Origin of the sequence: Parafrankia soli (assembly GCF_001854695.1) — a bacterium.
Taxonomy (GTDB): Bacteria; Actinomycetota; Actinomycetes; order Frankiales; family Frankiaceae; genus Parafrankia; species Parafrankia soli.
Genome location: NZ_MAXA01000279.1, coordinates 57,404 through 75,335, shown reverse-complemented (window position 1 = coordinate 75,335; position 17,932 = coordinate 57,404). Strand labels below are relative to the sequence as shown.

The window sequence follows — 17,932 nt, the reverse complement described above, 5'->3', positions numbered from 1 at the left end:
TCAAGCTAGCGAGCACTCGCTCATGGTGTTAGGCTCCGCCGAGAGTCACCCCCAGGGAGGCACTGTGCGTGACCGGCTGATGTACAGGGATGCGTTCTATATCAACGGCACCTGGGCCGCGCCGGCCGGCTCCGGGACTCTGAACGTGGTGTCGCCCTCGACCGAAGAGATCGTGGGCGCGTTACCCGAAGCCACCCGCGAGGACATGGACAGGGCGGTCCGCGCCGCGCGCGACGCCTTCGAGAACGGCCCCTGGCCACGGATGTCCGCGGCCGAGCGAGCCGACATCCTCGCCCGGGCCGCCGAGGCCCTGCGCAAGCACGAAACCGAGATCGCCCAGGTCACCACCGACGAGATGGGCTGCGCGACCAGCCAGGCCAAGGCCGCCCAGACCGGCCTGGTCGCCCCCGTCTTCGAGTACTACAGCGAGCTGGCCCGCAGCTACGAGTTCGAGCGGACCGTGCTGGCCGGTGACCGCGGCGCCCTGGTGACACAGGAACCGGTCGGCGTGGTCGCCGCGATCGTTCCCTGGAACGCGCCGGTCACGCTGGCCGCGTGGAAGGCCGCTCCGGCGCTGGCCGCCGGCTGCACGGTCGTCCTCAAGCCGGCGCCCGAGGCCCCGCTGAGCAACTTCATCCTCGCCGACGCGATGGACGAGGCGGGTGTGCCGCCCGGCGTGGTCAACGTCGTCCCCGGCGGCCGCGAGGTCGGCGAGTACCTGGTCACCCACCCGGACGTCGCCAAGGTCGCGTTCACCGGGTCGACGGCTGCCGGCCAGCGGATCATGAGTCTGTGCGGCGAGGCCGTCCGGCGGGTCTCCCTCGAGCTGGGCGGCAAGTCGGCCTCGATCCTGGTCGACGACGCCGACTTCGACACCGTCGTCCCGACTGTCGTGCGCGGCGGCATGCACCTCTCCGGCCAGGTCTGCGGTGCGCACACCCGCGTCCTGGTGCCGCGGGCGCGCTACGAGAAGGTGCTCGAGATCGCCGCCGCGGCCGCCGCGGGCGTCTCGGTCGGCGACCCGCACGACCCCTCCGTCTTCGTCGGCCCCCTGGTCGCCGAGCGGCAGCGGACGCGGGTCGAGGGCTACATCGAGGGCGCGGTGCGCGACGGCGCCCGCGTGGTCGCCGGCGGCGTCCGCCCGGAGCACCTGCCGCAGGGCTGGTACGTCGCCCCGACCATCATCGGCGACGTCGACAACAACATGCGGATCGCCCGGGAGGAGATCTTCGGGCCGGTCCTCTGCTTCCTCCCCTACGACGACCTCGACGACGCCGTCCGCATCGCGAACGACTCCCAGTACGGGCTGTCCGGCGGTGTGTGGTCGGCCGACCCGGCACGCGGCGTGGAGGTCGCCCGGCGCATCCGCACCGGCAGCGTGGCCGTCAACGGCGCCTATCCGCCGTTCCCGCTGGTGCCCTTCGGTGGGTTCAAGCAGTCCGGTCTCGGCCGTGAGCTCGGCCCCGAGGGCCTGGCCGGCTTCCTGGAGACCCGCAGCATCGGGCTTCCCGCCGCGCTCGTGACGGCGTYCCAGCCGACCCCGTGACACCGGGTGCGGGAAACGTCTCCTGACGGGGACAGCGCGGCTTAGCATCCACCTCGTCCGGGATACCGACGCCTTCCGCCGCGGAGAACCGTCCCGGGCAGCCGCCAACGACACCGGGAGGATCGCGTGCCGAAGGGCATTCTGGTCGTGCAGACCCGTCCCGTCTCCGCCGAGCGCGAGGACGAGTACAACAAGTGGTATTCCGAGGAGCACGTGCCCGACATCCTCAAGATCCCCGGTTTTGTGGGCGCGCGCCGTTACCGGGTTCGCGACACCGCCGACGTGACGGCCGATCCGGGGACGCTCGAGTACATAACCATTTACGAGATCGAGGCTGACGACCTCGCCACGCCGCTGCAGGACCTGCGCGCCTCGTCGAACGCCGGCCGCGTCCGGCGCAGCAGCTCGCTGCAGACCGACCCGCCGCCGATCCGGACCTTCTACGAGCTCATCGACTAGCACGGCGGGACGGCCCTGGTGCCGGGCACCAGGGCCGGACACCTACCCGAGGCCACCGAACCAACCCCGCCACTGACCCGCCACAAAGAGGAGAACCGGTGTCGACACTCACGCCCCCCGACGCGGTGGCGCTCCCGTTCCTCGGCGGCGGGCCGCGGCGGTTGCTGATCGGCGGAGAATGGAACGAGGCGGCCTCCGGCCGGACCTTTCCCAGCATCAACCCGTCCACCGGCGAGACGCTGACCGAACTGGCCGAGGGCGGCGCCGAGGACGTCAACCGGGCCGTCGCCGCGGCGCGCGCGGCCTTCGAGGGCCCGTGGCGGCGCATGCTCCCCAGTGAGCGGCAGGACCTGATCTGGGCGTTCGCGGACGCGGTCACGGCCCACCAGGAGGAGCTGAAGCTGCTCGAGGCGCTCGACATGGGCGCGCCGATCGGGCGCCGCCGCCCCGGGACGAAGCCGGGCTCGTCCTGGGAGGCCGGCGTCCTGCGCTACTTCGCCGGCTGGGTTACCAAGATCCACGGGGAGACCATCCCCAACTCGATCCCGCGCCAGGTCCTCAGCTACACGCTCAAGGAGCCGATCGGGGTGGTAGCCGCGATCGTGCCCTGGAACCGGCCGGTCAGCAACGCCATCTGGAAGATCGCGCCCGTGCTGGCGGCGGGATGCACGATGGTGCTCAAGCCCGCCGAGGAGGCCAGCCTCGCCGCGCTGCGGCTCGGTGAGCTGCTCACCGAGGTCGGGATCCCGCCCGGCGTGGTGAACATCGTGACCGGCCCCGGGGAGACGGCCGGCGCGGCCCTGTCTGCGCATCCGGACGTCGACAAGGTGGCCTTCACCGGGTCCACGACGACCGGGCAGCACATCGTGCGGGCGGCGGCCGGCAACCTGAAGCGGGTCTCCCTGGAGCTGGGCGGCAAGTCGCCCGATGTGGTCTTCGCCGACGCGGACCTGGATCGGGCCGTGCCCGGCGCGGCGATGGCAGTGTTCACGAACTCCGGCCAGATCTGCTGCGCGGGAACCCGCATCTTCGTCGAGCGATCGATCCACGACGAGTTCGTCGAGCGGATCGCCACGTTCGCCGCGAACCTGCAGGTCGGCAACAGCCTCGACCCGAAGACCAGGATCGGGCCGCTGGTCTCGGCCGAGCAGCTCGAGCGCGTCGTCGGCTACCTCGACCTCTCCAGGGAGGAAGGCGCGCGGGCCGCCGCCGGCGGTGCCCGCATCGAGACCGACGACCTGGCCCGGGGCTACTTCGTCGCGCCGACCGTCCTCACCGACATGCACGACGAGATGCGGGTGGTGCGAGAGGAGATCTTCGGCCCGGTCGCCTGCGTGCTGCCCTTCGACTCGATCGAAGAGGTGACAGCCCGCTCCAACGACACCGAGTTCGGCCTGGCCGGCGGGGTGTGGACACGGGACATCGGCAAGGCCCACCGCATGGCGCGCGACCTGCGGGCCGGAACGGTGTGGGTGAACAACTTCAACCTCATGGACCCGGCCGTTCCCTTCGGTGGATACAAGGCCAGCGGCTGGGGCCGGGAGATGGGGCACCAGGCGCTCGACGAGTACCTCAACGTCAAGTCGGTCTGGATCGACACAGCCTGATCCGGGCGGYCGGGTGCGGGCGCCCTGGCGGAAACGAACACAAATACCCGTGAACGTCTCGGAGAAAGTGAGGACCAGATGCCCACGCCTGCCGCCGCCCCGATGCCCGACGAATGGTGCCTGAAGGACTTCGACCACCTCTCGCATGACCTCTCGGCCGTCTTTCCCGAGACGATGGACCGGATGCGGACCTTATGCCCGGTCACGCACACCGGGCAGCACGGCGGCTTCTGGGTGGTGACGAAGTACGGGGACGTCCTCAACGTCGCCCAGGACTGGGAGTCGTTCAGCTCCGCCTACGGGCTGGCGATCCCGCCGAGCACGACGCACGTCCGCAACATCCCGGTGGAGGTCGACCCGCCGGAGCAGCGCGTCTACAAGAAGCTGGTGAACTCGCACTTCACGCCGAAAGCGATCGCGGGCTGGGAGGCCCCGGCACGCGCGCTCGTCACCGACCTCATCGACGAGTTCATCGAGCGCGGCGAGTGCGAGTTCATGGACGACTTCGCCCGCCCGTTCCCGAGCCTGTCGTTCTTCAAGTTCGCGTTGGACGCCCCCACCGAGGACCTCGACAAGGTCTCCTTCCTCGCCTCCAAGGCCTCCATTCCGAACGACCCGATCGGTAAGGAGTGCTGGGCCGGTCTCTCCGAGTGGATCAACGGTTTCGTCGAGCAGCGGCGGCAGCGCCCGCCCCGCGGTGACGTCGTCGACGCCCTCCTCAAGGCGGAGTTCGAGGGCCGCCCGCTGACCCAGAAGGAGATCGTCGGCATCGTCCAGCTCCTCATCCTGGGTGGGCTCGAGACGACGGCCGGGGCGCTCGGTCTGATGCTGCTGCGTTTCAGCCGGCAGCCGGAGATCCCCGCCTACCTGCGCTCGCATCCTGAGCGGATTCCCGCCGGGGTGGAGGAGCTGCTGCGGCTCGACGGGCCGTTCATCGCGATCGCCCGGACCGCCACCCGGGACATCGAGCTCGACGGCAAGCAGATCAGCAAGGGCGACCGGGTCCTCATCTACTGGGCCTCCGCCAACCACGACGACGCCGAGTTCCCGAACCCGAAGACCTTCGACATCGACCGCTCGCCGAACCGCCATCTCGCGTTCGGCGCCGGGCCGCACCGCTGCCTCGGCTCGAACGTCGCCCGGCTGAACATGCGGATCGCCCTTGAGGAGCTGCTTCGGCGGATGGACGACATCCGCCTCCGCGAGGATGCCGACATCCACTTCCACTCGACCCTCACCCGGGCGCCCCTGCACCTCCCCATCACCTTCACCCCCGGCCCCCGTTCCGCGCCGGCCGTCTGATCCCGGGCGCCGGAGCCGCCGGTCGGCTGGTCAGAGGCGCCCGCTCGGCACGGTCTCCCGGACGGGTTCGCTGCCGGGACCTGTCCGCCGCGAGGTGCCGAGCGACGCGGGGACCGGGCGCCCCAGCAGTACGAGGGCGACCACGGCCGCGATCAGGGTGAGCACCGCGGCCACCAGCAGACACAGGTGCAGGCCGTCGAGGAAGGAGTCCCCCAGCGCGGTCAGGACCCGGGCGGAGCCCGCGTCGACGTTCGCGGCGACGGCGTTCAGTCCGCCCGCCTCGGCCAGGGCGACCGCCCGCTGCTGATCCGCGGCCGGGAGACCGGCGTCGGCGAGATGGCCCGGGAGGGTGTCCAGCGCGCGGGTGGTGAGCAGCGTGCCGAGGACCGCGGGGCCGAGTGCGCCACCGACCTGCCGGAAGGCGTTGTTACCCGCCGCCGCCATCCCCGCGAGCGGGTAGGGCACGGAGGCGACGGCGGTGGCCGTCATCGGCGTGATGACCGTGCCCATACCCAGCCCCATCAGGACCAGCCGCCAGGCGATCGAGACGAACGAGGTGTCCGCGTCCACCGTGAGGAGCGACGCCAACGAGCCGGTGACCACGAGCAGCCCACCGGTGATCAGGATCCGGGCGGACGTTCTGTGGAGGAGGTGTCCGACCGGGCCGCCAACGAGAAGCGCCGGCAGCGTCACCATCAGCAGCCGCCAGCCTGCCTGGAGCGTGTCGAGCTGCTGCACCATGCCGAAATAGAGGCTGAGCACGAAGAAGAAGCCGATCAGACCCAGGAAGCTGATCATCGCGACGAGCGTCGTGGCGGTGAACCCCGGGCTGCGGAAGAGCCGCAGGTCGAGCATCGGGCTGGTGCTGCGCCGTTCGACCATGACGAAGGCGGCACCGGCGACAACGGCCACGGCAAGCGCGACGACGACCCGCGCCTCGGTGAAGGACCCGGCTCCGCCCTCGATGACTCCGTACACCAGTCCGATGATCGCCACGGCGGCCGTGATCTGGCCGGGCCAGTCCAGGTGGCGACCGTGCGCCGCGGCCCGCGAGTCGGCCAGCGTCGTCGCCCCGACCACGAGCGCCAGCAGCGCGACGGGGATCGACGGCAGGTAGATCCAGCGCCAGCCGACGTGATCGAGCAGCACGCCCGCGATCAGCGGGCCGACGGCGAGCGCGCCCATCAGGGACATCGCCCACATGCCGATGAACCTGCCCCGCTCCCGGAAGTCCGGGACCACGTCGCTGATCAGTGCCAGCGTGGTGGGCAGCAGCGCCGCCGCACCCACGCCCGAGAACGCCTGGCCGACCCAGATCACCTGCACGGACGTCGCGCTCAGCGCGATCGCCGCGCCGGCGGCGCAGCAGGCCAGCCCCGCCAGGTAGACCTTCTTCCGGCCATGGACGTCACCGAACACGCCGGTGCTGAGGATGAGCGCGGCCATGGGCAGGACGAACGCGTCGGAGATCCAGGAGAGCTGGGCGGTCGACGCGCCGAGCGCCTGCTGTATGGCCGGCAGGCTGACCGAGACCGTGGTGACCGGCAGGTATGCGACGAAGACGCCGAGACAGGCCATGGCCAGGGTGACCGGCCGCCGGACGGCGGTGTGCGCCGTTGCGTTCGCATGTTCTCCTTGCAGCGCTTCACGCCGCGCGCTCAGATCTGCTGACGGTGGTGGGGCGGGCCCGGAGGTGCTGTTGCCCTTGCTGCCGCCCTGCCAGCATCACGACCGGATCAAGGAATCTCCAAAGCGGACGCCGAAAATGTGCAGGAGCCCCCGGTTGCCCGCCCGTGGCATGCAAACTTCCCTCATGACAGACCATCTGGACGCACAGATCCTCCACGCGCTCCAGATCGCACCACGCGCGTCATTCCGATGCATCGGAGAGGCAACCGACGTCTCGGAGCAGACGGCCGCCCGCCGCTACCACGCCCTGCGTCGCAGCGGAGTCGTGCGCGTGGTCGGTCTGGTCAACCCCCGGGTCCACGGGCACGCCCAGTGGGTCGCCCGCATCCACTGCCGACCTGACCGCGTCAGTCAGCTCGCCAGCGCCCTGGTCCGCCAGCCGGAGATCACCTACGTCAGCATCGCGTCCGGCGGCACGGAGATCATCTGCATGATCCACTCACCCGTCGACGACCAGCACGAGGGCCTGCTGCTGCGGCAGCTGCCCCGGTCCGCGGCTGTCCTCGCCATCACCGTCGACCTGCTGATCCACGCGTCCGGCGAGCCCGGCGCGCCGGACTGGACGGGGTACGGCGCCTACCTCACCCCGGAGCAGGTCCGTTGCCTTCTCCGCGACGAGCCGCCCCGCAGACCGCCCGGCCCGCTCCTGACTCCGTCCGAGCAGGATCTCCCCCTGCTGCGGGCGCTCGGCGAGGACGGCCGCGCCACCCACACCCACCTCGCCGCCGCGACCGGATGGTCCATGTCCCGGGTGGCCCGCCGGCTGGAGGCGCTGGAGTCCGCGGGAACTCTCCTCTACGGAGTAGACCTCCTGCCGGAACAACTTGGGTACAAGATCAACGCCACGCTCTGGCTGCGCGTCTCGCCGGCTCACATCCGGAGCGTGAGCGAGGATCTCGCCCGTCATGACGAGATCGCCTTCGTGGGCGCCACAAGCGGGCGCGACAACCTGATGGCCATCGCGATCTGTCGCGGCGTCGAGGATCTCTACGACTACCTGACCTCCCGCCTGGCGCGGATCCCGGGCATCCACACCTACGCGGTCAGCATCAGAGTCCAGCGACTGAAGCAGGCCGCGTCGGTCATCGCGCACGGTCGACTCGTCCCCGCCGCCGGCGTTCGGGGCATCTGAGCGCTGTCGGCGCGGAGTTGGCCCAGCTGTCGGCAAGCGGCAGGCGCTACGGTCCGGGTCCTGGACAATCCGGTCTGGGCGGCGCTGACCGGATCACACGCAGTACACGTCGCCAAGATCCACAGCGGGCACTCAAGTGCGCACCGCGCTCGATGCTGGAATTCCGGAGCCTGGGTTCGGGTGTGGTGGGGGTCAGAATGGTGGCTGTGTGTCGTGGGGTATTTTCCACCCCGAGACGGTGTTGCCCGACGGTTCATCACCACCCCCTCCCGCGGGGCCAGCCTTGTGTTGCGGTTCGATGTATGAATGTGGGTGAGTGACGAGCGTCGCGACGTACGGGCGCACCCCGGAAAGACACAGGTGCGGTTCCGCGCGCGGACGTGCCGGGCCTGGGCCGCGGTCGGGAGGCGCCGGTCGGCGATCTCGACGAGCGTGCCCTGAGGGTCGGTGAGGATCCGCCGCCACGTCGACCCCGGCCGTGCGGCCATCTCCCGGGCCACCACCGCGGGGATCGGCCCGTACCCAGGGATCTCACCGGGATCCTCCGCCAACCCCAGCAGGACCGTCACCGGGACCACGACCTGCACCTCACACGGCAGCGGCACCGCGTGCTCGGTCCGCCCACACAGAAGATCGACGAGGACGTCCGCGCGGATCTGGTCACGACTGCGGGTGTCCCCGCCGCCTCGGTGCGCGGCGATCCCCTGGGCGATCTGGTCGACCCGCCGGTAGCAGGCGGTCGCCTCGGCGGCGGGCAGCACCGCGGACAGGCAACTCGTCCCGTCCTCCCCCGGTAACACCCACACCCGCCGTTCCTTCTTCCGCGCCCGCGCGCGTTCGGCCGCCCCGGCCGGGTCCAGCCGGTGTACGGCACGACGGCACGCATCCGTGAACGCTCCGCGGGTGGGTCGCGCGCCGCCGGCCAGCACGCGTGCTTCGACCTGCGCGGCGAGCGGGTCGTCGAGCGGGCGGACCGCGTTCTCCAACGAGCGCAACCGCTGCACGTCCAGCACCCCGGACTTCAACGCCTCCACCGCGTGGGGCAGCCGGTGCGCCACCGTGCACGCGAACAGCATCTAACCCGCCCCCGGCCTGCGAGGACACCCCCAGCACCGCCGCGACATCCTCCGGAGCGAACTCGTCGAACAGAACCTCCCGACCGGCCGCCGGTGGCCGCAGGTCCGCGAACTGCGCCAACAGCCCCAGCAGGTCCGCGTTCCCCGCCGCTATCGACCGGACCGCCGCACCGATCCGCACCAGCAGCCCACGCACCCGCCCCTCGAACACCTCCTCCGGCTCCGAGAAGTCGCGGGAACTGGAACCGTCCTCGTCGATCTTCGCACTCCGCGCGGTATTCATGGCGCCGACACCCATCCCACAATCAGATCGAACACACGTTCGACCATAGGAGTGTCCGGGCCACCCCGACAAGCGCGAACCCAACGAGATCACACCAAGTCCACATTCACCCAGGAAGATTTCTCGTTGCGAACGGGCGGCGGACTCTACGGAATGGTTGATACGTTTCGCTTAACGTAGTAGCAGTGAGTCGCCTACCGGGACCGCGGGTACAATCTTTGTCGAGACTTTCAGCAGGGCCCGGAGACTGTGCACCGCCTCCGGGAGGAGCGCGTCTTGCATATCCCGTCACCGCCCTCGGATCGCCGATATCTTCCCGGTCGGGCTGATCATGGCCTGTCGCGTGCTGTCCGCCTTCGCCCTCAGCTTGCATATCGGATGGCTCAGCCTCAACGAACTCCTCGTCGTCGCCATCTTCGAGATTTTCGCCATTGCGATCGCGGCTCTGCAGGTCAGGCGCCCAGCCCGGCGGTGCGGCCTTCGCCGGTTCCGGTGAGCAGTGCACGAGCGTGGGCGAGCACGATCGAGTCACTGTCGGTGTAGACCACCCGGCAGTCCGGGGCGATGCTCTGGGCGACCTCGTGCGGGTTCGGCGAAGTGGGAAGCCGGTGCCAACGTCAAGGAACCGGCTCCCCGCGTCCCGGGCGAGAAACCGGGTCACCGGTGCAGGAACGCACGGTAATCCGGTCCGAGGTGCGTGCCCGGGACCGGCGGATGGGGGTGATGCCTCGCCTGCGCCGCGGCACCAGACCCACACCGTTGGTGAGCGCCCGGTAGTGGTGGCCGTGGGTGACGGATTGTTGGGTGTCAGCCAGGGTTGCTTCGTAACAAGGTTGCGAAGATGAACCGGTGCCGACCGGCGGTAGCGCCGCACGGCAGCACGCCACCCGGGGTCCGACAGGTCCCGGCGCGGGCGGTGAATGTGGGGCGGGGGCTCGATGGGGGACGTACGTGCAACGGCACGAGGCAGGTGACGCGCCGCCGACAGCGGGCGCGGGTCGGGACAGTGCCGACGCGCACCAGAACGTCGGCGAGCGCGAAGCCACCGGCACACGCCGGAACACCGGGTCAGACCGGAACACCGGACCAGACCGAAAGACCGGATCAGACCGGACGAGCGGGTCGGACCGGGCAGCCACGCCAGGCCGGGCAGCCACGCCAGGCCGGGCAGCCACGCCAGGCCKGGCAGCGACGACAAAGCGGAGCGCCGCGTCCGAACGGACAGCCACGCCAGAGCGGAAGACCGGGTCAAGCCGGAACACCGACTCGACCCGGAGAACCGGCGGCAGGAGCAAGGCGACCACCGGCGCGAGCCGGAGAGCCGCCGGCACAGGCGACGTGGTGACCGATACCGCCGAGGACACCGCCACCGAGGTCCCCGGCAACGCGTCCGGAGCGGGCACCGACCCGGTGCCGAAGACCGGCGAAGGCCCCGGCGGCGCTGGTGAAGGTGTAGGCGTGGACGTGCCCGGGTCTTCGGGCCCGCTCCCGTCCGCTGCCGGGACGGACGGGCCCGCCGGGAGCGGTGCGGGCGAGGACGTGATCGCGCGGACGCTGCCGTACGAGCGCCTCGGCACGCCGGGCTCGCCGATGCGGCCGGACAAGACTCTCCTCAGCTCCGTGGCTCGGACCAGTGCCACCGGCCAGAGCAGCCCCACCAACTCGGGCAGCTCAACCAGCACGGGCAGCCCCACCCGTTCGGACAGCCCTTTCCGCCAGCGGGCCTCTGCCGGCCTGGGCAGCCCCGTGAGCAAGGGCGGGGGCCCGGTTGGGAGCACCAGCGAGAACCCCGTCCCGGACGGGCCAGGGCCCGGAGCCGGGCCCGGAGCCGAAGCCGGAGCCGGAGCCGCGGACACGGACACGGACACGGACACGGACGAAGCTGCCCAGGCGCCAGGGGCCGGAGGCCAGGGGAAGGACGGCCGCCGCGGCGGGAATCACCGCGGCGGGACGGCTCGTCGAGGTAGGCCGCGCCGGCGACGTCGCACCGTGCTCGGGGTCGTCGCCGCCGCGATGGTCATCCTGCTCGGCGCGATCGGCCTGGTGACGCTCACCGGCGGCCCGGATTCGCGGCCTTCGGCCGATGCCCCGGCGGCGAGTCAGGCCCCGGATACGGCGAAGGCGCCCGGGGCGCAGCCCGCGCAGCCGCAGCCGGAGCCGGCACCGACCGGGCCGGCGGCGCCGGGGGTGCGGTGGCCCTCCGGGGCGAACGGGAACCCGCCGCTGGACATCCGCGCCTGGGAGGCCTGGACGGGGCGGCCGACGAACGTCGCGGTCGTCTTCACCAAGCGTAACGACTGGAACGGGATCGCCTACGACAACTGGCCGATGTCGGACTACCCGCCGGGGGTGTACAACGGGCAGCTTTCCATCGCCCAGCCGCTGTTCCCGCGGTCGGGTGACGAGCGGACCTGCGCCCGGGGTCACTATGACGCCTACTGGGCGGCGTTCGGCGAGACGCTGACCCGTAGCGGCCGACCCGACGCCATCGTCCGGCTCGGTTGGGAGTTCAACGGGAACTGGTTCTGGTGGTATCCGCGGGACACCGCGACCTGGAAGACCTGTTTCCAGCGGGCGGTCACCCAGATCCGGTCGACGGCGCCGGCGGTGCGGATCGACTTCAACGTCAGCGCGCACCGTGACCGGATGCCGAACGGTGACGACGTGTGGGCGGCCTACCCGGGCGACGAGTTCGTGAGCATCGTCAGCAGTGACGCCTACGACTCCTACCCGCCGTCGCGCTCCGCGGAGACCTTCGACCAGCAGTGCAACATCCCGTCGGGGGCGTGCACCGTGGCCGCGTTCGCGCGGGCGCACGGCAAGCAGTTCGCGGTGCCGGAGTGGGGGCTCGTCCGGGTGGACGGGAACGGCGGCGGCGACAATCCGCTCTTCATCGAGAAGATGCACGACCTGTTCGACCGGAACCGGGACATCCTCGCCTACGAGGCGTATTTCAGCACCGCCGAGGCGGACAACGTGCGTTCCTCGCTGATCAACCCGCCGCTGAACCCGATGGCCGCGCAGCGGTACCTGGAGCTGTTCGGTGCCGGGGCCGGCGGCAGTGGCAGCCCCAGCGGCCTGTGACCCGGGTGGTGACCGGTCCGGCCGTGATCTGAACGGCGGCCCGGTCCGGCCGTGACCCGGGCCGTGACCCGGGCCGGCTCGAGGAGCGTGGTGGCTGCTCCCCGCGCCGGCCCGGGTCACGGGCGGCCCTACCCCGTCATCTGGGCGTGGGCCCGCGTACCGGTCAGGCGGAGGCCTCGTACTCGGCCACGAAGGGCGTGTCAGCCTTGATCTTGCCCACGGTCTTGGCGCCACCGGGATCGCCGAGCGGCTCGTCCCGGCCGGGCAGGACCTTGGTGAAGAACTCCTTCTCGCTCTTCACGAAGGGGCGCTCGGCCTTGGGAACCTCCAGGTCGAGCATGATGGCGCCGATCGGGCAGGCGGACGCGCACGCGCCGCATTCCGTGCACTCGTTCGGGTTGATGTAGAGCTTCCGGTCGCCCTCGTAGATGGCGTCGACCGGGCATTCGTCCAGGCAGGCTGTGTCTTTGACGTCGATGCAGGGTGACGTGACGACGTAGGGCATCGGAGTTCTTCTTTCCTTCTACGGACTACGCGGGTCCGGTGGGGTCTCGTTCAGCTGTCTGCGGCCGGGGTTCACGCCCGCGCCGGGACCGCCCAGGAGTCTTCGCCGGTGAGCAGTTCCTGCAGGTCACCGCGGCCGCCCGCGCGGGCGGTGGTGAGGCGCTCCTGGTACTGCTTGTCGAAGCTGGGTCGCTCCACCGCGCGGTACACGCCGATCGGCGCGAGCTCGGGGTGGGTGTCGGCGATCCGGGCGAGGGCGTAGGCGTAGGTCGGGCTGGTCGAGCGCGGGTCGTGGATCACGATGCCCTTCTCCGTCGACCGGCCGAACTTCAGGTCACCGGTCTCGGGGTCGCGCAGGATCRCCCACTGGCTGTCCGCCCCGAACAGGATCGGCTGGCCGGCCTCGAGCCGGATCGGCCCGTCGGCCGCGGTGGGCTCGGTCGCGGAGGCCGCGGCCTCGTCCCGCGGTGCGACGTTGAACGTCGGGCAGTTCTGCCGGATCTCCACCAGGGCCGAGCCGTCGTGCGCGTGGGCGGCGGCGAGGATCTCCATCATGTGCTTGCGGTCGGTGTCGACCGTGCGGGCGAGGAAGGTCGCCTCGGCGCCCAGGGCCAGCGCGGCCGGGTTGAACGAGTGGTCCAGCGAGCCGAACGGGCTGGACGGGGTGACCGTGCCGGGCTTCGTCGCGGGCGAGAACTGGCCCTTGGTCAGGCCGTAGATCTGGTTGTTGAACATGACGATCTTGAGGTTCACGTTGCGGCGCAGCGCGTGGATCAGGTGGTTGCCACCGATAGACAGCGAGTCGCCGTCACCGGTCATGACCCAGACGGACAGGTCCGGCCGGTTGATCGAGATACCGGTCGCGATGGACGGCGCCCGCCCGTGGATCGAGTGGATGCCGTAGGTCTCGAGGTAGTACGGCAGCCGGGACGAGCACCCGATGCCGGAGACCACCACGAAGTTCTCGCGCGGGATCCCGAGGGTCGGGAGCAGGTTCCGCATCCCGTTGAGGATCGCGTGGTCACCGCACCCCGGGCACCAGCGGGCGTCCTGCCCGGTGGAGAAGTCCTTCGCCGTGAGCTGCTTGCCTACCGCGTCTGAGCTGGTCACTTGCCCGCCTCCGAATCCGATCCGAGCTCGCTGCGGCCCAGCTCGCTGATGCCGAGCGTGCTGGCGCCACCCGCGGCCTTGATGTCCTCACTGGTGATCTCGGTGTCGCCGAGGTCGGCCCCGTGGACGAGCCGGGTGAACACCGCGGCCAGCTCGACCGCGCGGAAGGGAAGCCCGCGGGTCTGGGTGTAGCCGACGGTCTCGACCCCGCACTGCATCCGCAGCAGGCCGGAGAGCTGGCCGAGGTTCATCTCGGGCACCAGCACCGTGTCGTAGGACGACAGCACGGCCGCGAGGTTCGCCGGCAGCGGGTTGAGGTAACGCAGGTGCGCCTGGGCGATGGCCAGCCCCTGGTCGCGGACGAGCCGGCAGGCGGCGCCGATCGGCCCGTAGGTCGAGCCCCAGCCGACCACCAGCACCCGGGCGCCGAAGCCGGGCGCCCCGCTCGGGTCGTCGACCTCCAGCGCCGGCACCTTGACGCCGTCGACCTTGTTCTGGCGGGTGCGGACCATCAGGTCGTGGTTGTCCGCGTCGTGCGAGAGCTCGCCGCTGCCGTCGGCCTTCTCCAGACCACCGATGCGGTGCTCCAGACCGGGGGTGCCGGGGATGGCCAGCGGGCGGGCGAGGGTGCGCGGGTCACGGGCGTACGGGTGGAACGCCGGCTTGCCGTCCTTGCCCACGGCGTTGGGCGCGGTGGCGAACTCGATGCCGAGCTCGGGGAGCTCCTCGACCGCCGGGACCTTCCACGGCTCGCTGCCGTTGRCGATGTAGGAGTCGGACAGCAGGATGACGGGGGTGCGCCGCTCCAGTGCGATCTGCGCCGCCTCGAACGCGGCGTCGAAGCAGTCCGCGGGCGACTGCGCGGCCAGCACCGGCAGCGGGGCCTCGCCGTGCCGGCCGTAGAGGGCCTGCAGCAGGTCGGACTGCTCGGTCTTCGTCGGCAGGCCGGTGGACGGGCCACCGCGCTGCACGTTGACGATGACCAGCGGCAGCTCCAGCGAGATCGCCAGGCCGATCGCCTCGGACTTGAGCGCCATGCCGGGGCCGGAGGTGACGGTGACGCCCAGCATGCCGGCGAACGAGCCGCCGATCGCCGCGCCGATCGCCGCGATCTCGTCCTCGGCCTGGAAGTGGCGGACGTCGTGCGAGGTGAGCTTGCTCAGCTCGTGCAGGACGTCGGTCGCCGGGGTGATCGGGTACGCGCCGAGGAACAGCGGCATCCCGGCCTGGTGCGCGGCGGCGACGAGACCGAAGGCGATGGCCTTGTTGCCGCGCATGTGCCGGTAGGTGCCCGGGGGCAGCGCGGCGGGCTTCACCTCGTAGGAGACTGCGAACGCCTCGGTGGTGTCGCCGTAGTTCACACCGGCCCTGAGCGCCGCGAGGTTGCCGGCCAGGATCTCCGGCGGCTTCTTGGCGAAGCGCTTCTCCAGGTAGGCGACGGTGCTCTCGGTGCCCTGGTTGAACATCCAGGAGACCAGGCCAAGGGCGAACATGTTCTTCGTCCGGGCGGCGTCCTTGCGCTTGAGGCCGAGGCCGTCGGTGGCGCCGACGGCGAGCCCGGTCAGGTCGACCGCGTGCACGATGTAGTTGCCCAGCGAGCCGTCGGTCAGCGGGTCGGAGTCGTACCCGGCCTTCTCCAGCGAGCGCACGTTGAACGCGCCCGAGTCGACGATCAGCACGCCCCCGGGACGCAGGTCCTTCAGCGTCGCCTTCAGCGCCGCCGGGTTCATCGCGACGAGGACGTCGGGCTGGTCACCCGGGGTGGTGATGTCGTGGTCGGCGACGTGCAGCTGGTAGCTCGAGACACCGCCGACGGTTCCGGCTGGCGCCCGGATCTCGGCCGGGAAGTCCGGCAGCGTGGCCACGTCGTTGCCGGCCTCCGCGGCCTGCGCGCCGAAGCGGTCGCCGGTGAGCTGCATGCCGTCGCCGGAGTCGCCGGCGAACCGGATCACGACCCCCTTGAGGCGGCGTACCCGCGATTCAGGCTGTTCGAAGAGCTCGGTTGTCATCTCGAACCTCGTCTTGGATGGGGGTGCTCTGGGAAAGGGAGCGGACGCGCAGGACAGCGCGGGCCACCAGATCCGCGGCGGTGCGGATCTCCTCCGTCGTGGTGGCGCGGCCCAGGCTGAAGCGCAGGCTCTCCCGGGCCTCGGTGGCCGTGCGGCCCATGGCGAGCAGGACATGGGACGGCTCGTCCCCGCCACCGCTGCACGCCGAGCCGGCCGAGATCGCCACGCGCGGAGCACAGGCCTGGACCTCGTCGGCACCGGCGCCGACGAAGCGGAGATTGACGGTGTTCGGCAGCCTGGCGCGGTCCGGGCCGTTGAGCTCGACGGCTCCGGGCCCGAGCCGCTTCGCCAGGGTCTCTGTCAACAGCGCAGTCAGCAGCGCCGTCAGCTCGCCCTGGTGCCTGCCGTCGTCGGCCATCGACTCGGCCGCGATGCGGGCGGCCGCTCCGAAGCCGGCGATCCCGGCGGTGTTGAGGGTGCCGGCCCGCAGGCCGCGTTCCTGGCCGCCGCCGTGCACCCTGGGCGCGAGGCGTGGCCAGGCGTCCTTCGACGCGATCAGCGCGCCGACGCCTTTGGGGCCGTAGAGCTTGTGCGCGGACGCGACGGCCAGGTCGACGCCCGTCTGCTCGAGCTCGACCGGGATGCGGCCGAGGGCCTGGGTGACGTCGCACAGGAGCAACGCCCCGGCGGAGTGCACCGGTTCGACCAGTGGCCGCAGGTCGTTCACGGCCCCGGTCTCGTTGTTCGCCGCCATCACCGCGACCAGCGCGACGTCCGGCCCGAGTCGGCGCCGCAGGTCGTCGACGTCGATGGTGCCGTCCGGGTGGACGGCGATCCGCTCGGCGGCTGTCGCGTCGCCAGCCGACACCGCGGCGTCGGCGGCGCCGAGTACCGCGGGATGCTCGGTGGCCCCGACGAGGATCCGGCGTCGCCCCGGCTCGGCGGTGGCGAGGACCCCACCGATCGCCAGGTTGGCGGCCTCGGTCGCCCCGGAGGTGAACACGACCTCGCGGGGGCGGGCGCCGGCGAGCGACGCGACCTCACGCCGGGCCCGCTCGACGATCCGCGTCGCCTCCTGGCCGGGGGCGTGCTTGCTGGCCGGGTTGGCGAACCGCTCGGTGAACAGCGGGAGCATCACCTCGACCACCCGCGGGTCGACGGGCGTGGTCGCGTTGTGGTCGAGGTAGATCACCGTGGCTCCCCGGAGCCGGGCGCCTGGCCGCCGCAGGACGGGCAGTGCGGGTCACGTCGGGCTCGCAGCACCCGGAAGTCCAGGTCCCAGAGGTCGAACTGGAGCAGCCTGCCGGCCGCCGGCTCACCGAACCCGGAGATGATCTTTATCGCCTCGGTCGCGGCGAGGCAGCCGACCATCCCCGACACGGCGCCGAGGACGGTGAAGCCCAGCGGCTGCCAGGACGGGTCGCCCTCGGTGAAGACACAGCGCAGGCAGGGCGATCCGGGCTGGACGACCAGCAGGTTCCCCTCGGTGGCGTTCATCGCGGCGACGACCGCCGGGGTCCGGGTCGCGACGCAGGCGTCGTTGAGCAGGTAGCGGTCGGGGAAGTTGTGGCGGGCGTCCACGACGACGTCCGCCCCGGCGACGAGGCGGCCCAGCTCGGGGAGCTGGGACAGCTCGCGGTCGATCGCGACGATCTCGACTCCCGGGTGGTGCGCGCGCAGGGTCTGCTCCGCGCAGGCCACCCGGGAGCCACCGATCCACTCGGGGCGCATCAGGGTCTGCCGGTTGAGGTCGGGCTCCTCCAGCGCGCCCGGGTGGACCAGGACCAGCCGGCCGACCCCGGCGGCGGCGAGGTAGGTCGCGGCCGCCCCGCCGACGCCGCCCACGCCCGCCACGAGCACGGTCGCGCCGCGCAGCCGCTCCTGGGCCGCCGGGCCGAAGCCCGGCAGGTCGAGCTGCCGGTCGTACCGACCGGGCGGGCTCGCTCCCCCGCTGCGCTGCGCCGGGGCCAGGGCCGTCGGTGCCAGCGCCGTTGCTGGCACCGCGGCCTCGGACGCCCCGCGGGCATCGACCGGACCGACCGGGCCGGACGCCGGCGGAGAACTACGCCGGGTCACTATCATGCTGCGCTCCATGACTGGTCCGTGTGTTCCGTCGGGGGGTCGGTGTGGT

14 protein-coding genes are annotated in these 17,932 nt (G+C 71.4%); 6 read left to right on the top strand and 8 right to left on the bottom strand.

All coding sequences use genetic code 11. The annotated features are described in order from the left end of the window. Window positions 1–64: 64 nt before the first annotated feature. The 4 genes from BBK14_RS33470 to BBK14_RS33455 all read left to right on the top strand — a co-directional run bounded on the left by BBK14_RS33470 (window position 65) and on the right by BBK14_RS33455 (window position 4,914). Entirely contained in the window at window positions 65–1,546 is a 1,482-nt protein-coding gene (locus BBK14_RS33470; protein WP_071067130.1) for an aldehyde dehydrogenase, read from the top strand. A 126-nt stretch (window positions 1,547–1,672) separates the two neighbouring features. Next, window positions 1,673–2,005, top strand: a complete 333-nt coding sequence (locus tag BBK14_RS33465; RefSeq protein WP_071067129.1) for a DUF4286 family protein — start codon at window positions 1,673–1,675, stop codon at window positions 2,003–2,005. Window positions 2,006–2,103: 98 nt separating this feature from the next. Continuing rightward, window positions 2,104–3,612 (top strand): aldehyde dehydrogenase family protein, encoded by a 1,509-nt coding sequence (locus tag BBK14_RS33460; RefSeq protein ID WP_071067128.1) that lies wholly within the window; start codon window positions 2,104–2,106, stop codon window positions 3,610–3,612. 78 nt (window positions 3,613–3,690) lie between these two features. After that, a complete protein-coding gene (locus BBK14_RS33455; protein WP_071067127.1) occupies window positions 3,691–4,914 on the top strand; it encodes a cytochrome P450 in 1,224 nt (407 codons plus the stop codon). Window positions 4,915–4,944: 30 nt separating this feature from the next. Here the strand turns inward: BBK14_RS33455 and BBK14_RS33450 are convergent, their stop codons facing one another. Continuing rightward, complete coding sequence (locus BBK14_RS33450) at window positions 4,945–6,492, bottom strand: MFS transporter (protein WP_083391424.1); 1,548 nt, start codon at window positions 6,490–6,492, stop codon at window positions 4,945–4,947. Window positions 6,493–6,727: 235 nt separating this feature from the next. Here BBK14_RS33450 and BBK14_RS33445 point away from each other — a divergent pair, with 235 nt between their 5' ends. Beyond that, entirely contained in the window at window positions 6,728–7,735 is a 1,008-nt protein-coding gene (locus tag BBK14_RS33445; protein ID WP_071067126.1) for an Lrp/AsnC family transcriptional regulator, read from the top strand. Here BBK14_RS33445 and BBK14_RS33440 read toward each other — a convergent pair. Then, the gene (locus BBK14_RS33440; protein ID WP_071067125.1) at window positions 7,639–8,811 is read right to left on the bottom strand and encodes a DUF222 domain-containing protein; all 1,173 of its coding nucleotides are present in this window, start codon (window positions 8,809–8,811) and stop codon (window positions 7,639–7,641) included. The two genes, BBK14_RS33445 and BBK14_RS33440, sit on opposite strands and share 97 nt — an antisense overlap. Window positions 8,812–9,546: 735 nt before the next feature. After that, entirely contained in the window at window positions 9,547–9,642 is a 96-nt protein-coding gene (locus BBK14_RS43100; protein WP_020464265.1) for an SAM-dependent methyltransferase, read from the bottom strand. 793 nt (window positions 9,643–10,435) lie between these two features. Here BBK14_RS43100 and BBK14_RS33435 point away from each other — a divergent pair. Continuing rightward, window positions 10,436–12,178: a glycoside hydrolase family 26 protein gene (locus BBK14_RS33435; RefSeq protein ID WP_241832060.1), complete on the top strand. Its 1,743-nt coding sequence runs from the start codon at window positions 10,436–10,438 to the stop codon at window positions 12,176–12,178. Window positions 12,179–12,341: 163 nt separating this feature from the next. Here BBK14_RS33435 and fdxA read toward each other — a convergent pair whose 3' ends face one another. From fdxA to BBK14_RS33410, 5 genes are all read right to left on the bottom strand, one after another. After that, window positions 12,342–12,683 (bottom strand): ferredoxin, encoded by a 342-nt coding sequence (fdxA, locus tag BBK14_RS33430; RefSeq protein ID WP_018501689.1) that lies wholly within the window; start codon window positions 12,681–12,683, stop codon window positions 12,342–12,344. 71 nt (window positions 12,684–12,754) lie between these two features. After that, the gene (locus BBK14_RS33425) at window positions 12,755–13,792 is read right to left on the bottom strand and encodes a 2-oxoacid:ferredoxin oxidoreductase subunit beta (protein WP_071067124.1); all 1,038 of its coding nucleotides are present in this window, start codon (window positions 13,790–13,792) and stop codon (window positions 12,755–12,757) included. Continuing rightward, a complete protein-coding gene (locus tag BBK14_RS33420) occupies window positions 13,789–15,801 on the bottom strand; it encodes a 2-oxoacid:acceptor oxidoreductase subunit alpha (RefSeq protein ID WP_071067123.1) in 2,013 nt (670 codons plus the stop codon). The genes BBK14_RS33425 and BBK14_RS33420 overlap by 4 nt, the downstream gene beginning before the upstream one ends. Next, on the bottom strand, window positions 15,773–16,993 hold the full coding sequence (locus BBK14_RS33415) for a cysteine desulfurase family protein (protein WP_071067122.1): 1,221 nt from the start codon (window positions 16,991–16,993) through the stop codon (window positions 15,773–15,775). The genes BBK14_RS33420 and BBK14_RS33415 overlap by 29 nt, the downstream gene beginning before the upstream one ends. Continuing rightward, window positions 16,990–17,883, bottom strand: a complete 894-nt coding sequence (locus BBK14_RS33410; RefSeq protein WP_241832059.1) for a HesA/MoeB/ThiF family protein — start codon at window positions 17,881–17,883, stop codon at window positions 16,990–16,992. Before BBK14_RS33410 ends, BBK14_RS33415 begins: the two co-directional genes overlap by 4 nt. Between the last annotated feature and the right edge of the window lie 49 nt (window positions 17,884–17,932).

Coding starts and splice junctions, on each gene's coding strand:
- BBK14_RS33410 (WP_241832059.1), bottom strand. CDS start 17,883: ATGATAGTGACCCGGCGTAGTTCTCCGCCGGCGTCCGGCCCGGTCGGT.
- BBK14_RS33450 (WP_083391424.1), bottom strand. CDS start 6,492: ATGGCCTGTCTCGGCGTCTTCGTCGCATACCTGCCGGTCACCACGGTC.
- BBK14_RS33445 (WP_071067126.1), top strand. CDS start 6,728: ATGACAGACCATCTGGACGCACAGATCCTCCACGCGCTCCAGATCGCA.
- BBK14_RS33440 (WP_071067125.1), bottom strand. CDS start 8,811: ATGCTGTTCGCGTGCACGGTGGCGCACCGGCTGCCCCACGCGGTGGAG.
- BBK14_RS33455 (WP_071067127.1), top strand. CDS start 3,691: ATGCCCACGCCTGCCGCCGCCCCGATGCCCGACGAATGGTGCCTGAAG.
- fdxA (WP_018501689.1), bottom strand. CDS start 12,683: ATGCCCTACGTCGTCACGTCACCCTGCATCGACGTCAAAGACACAGCC.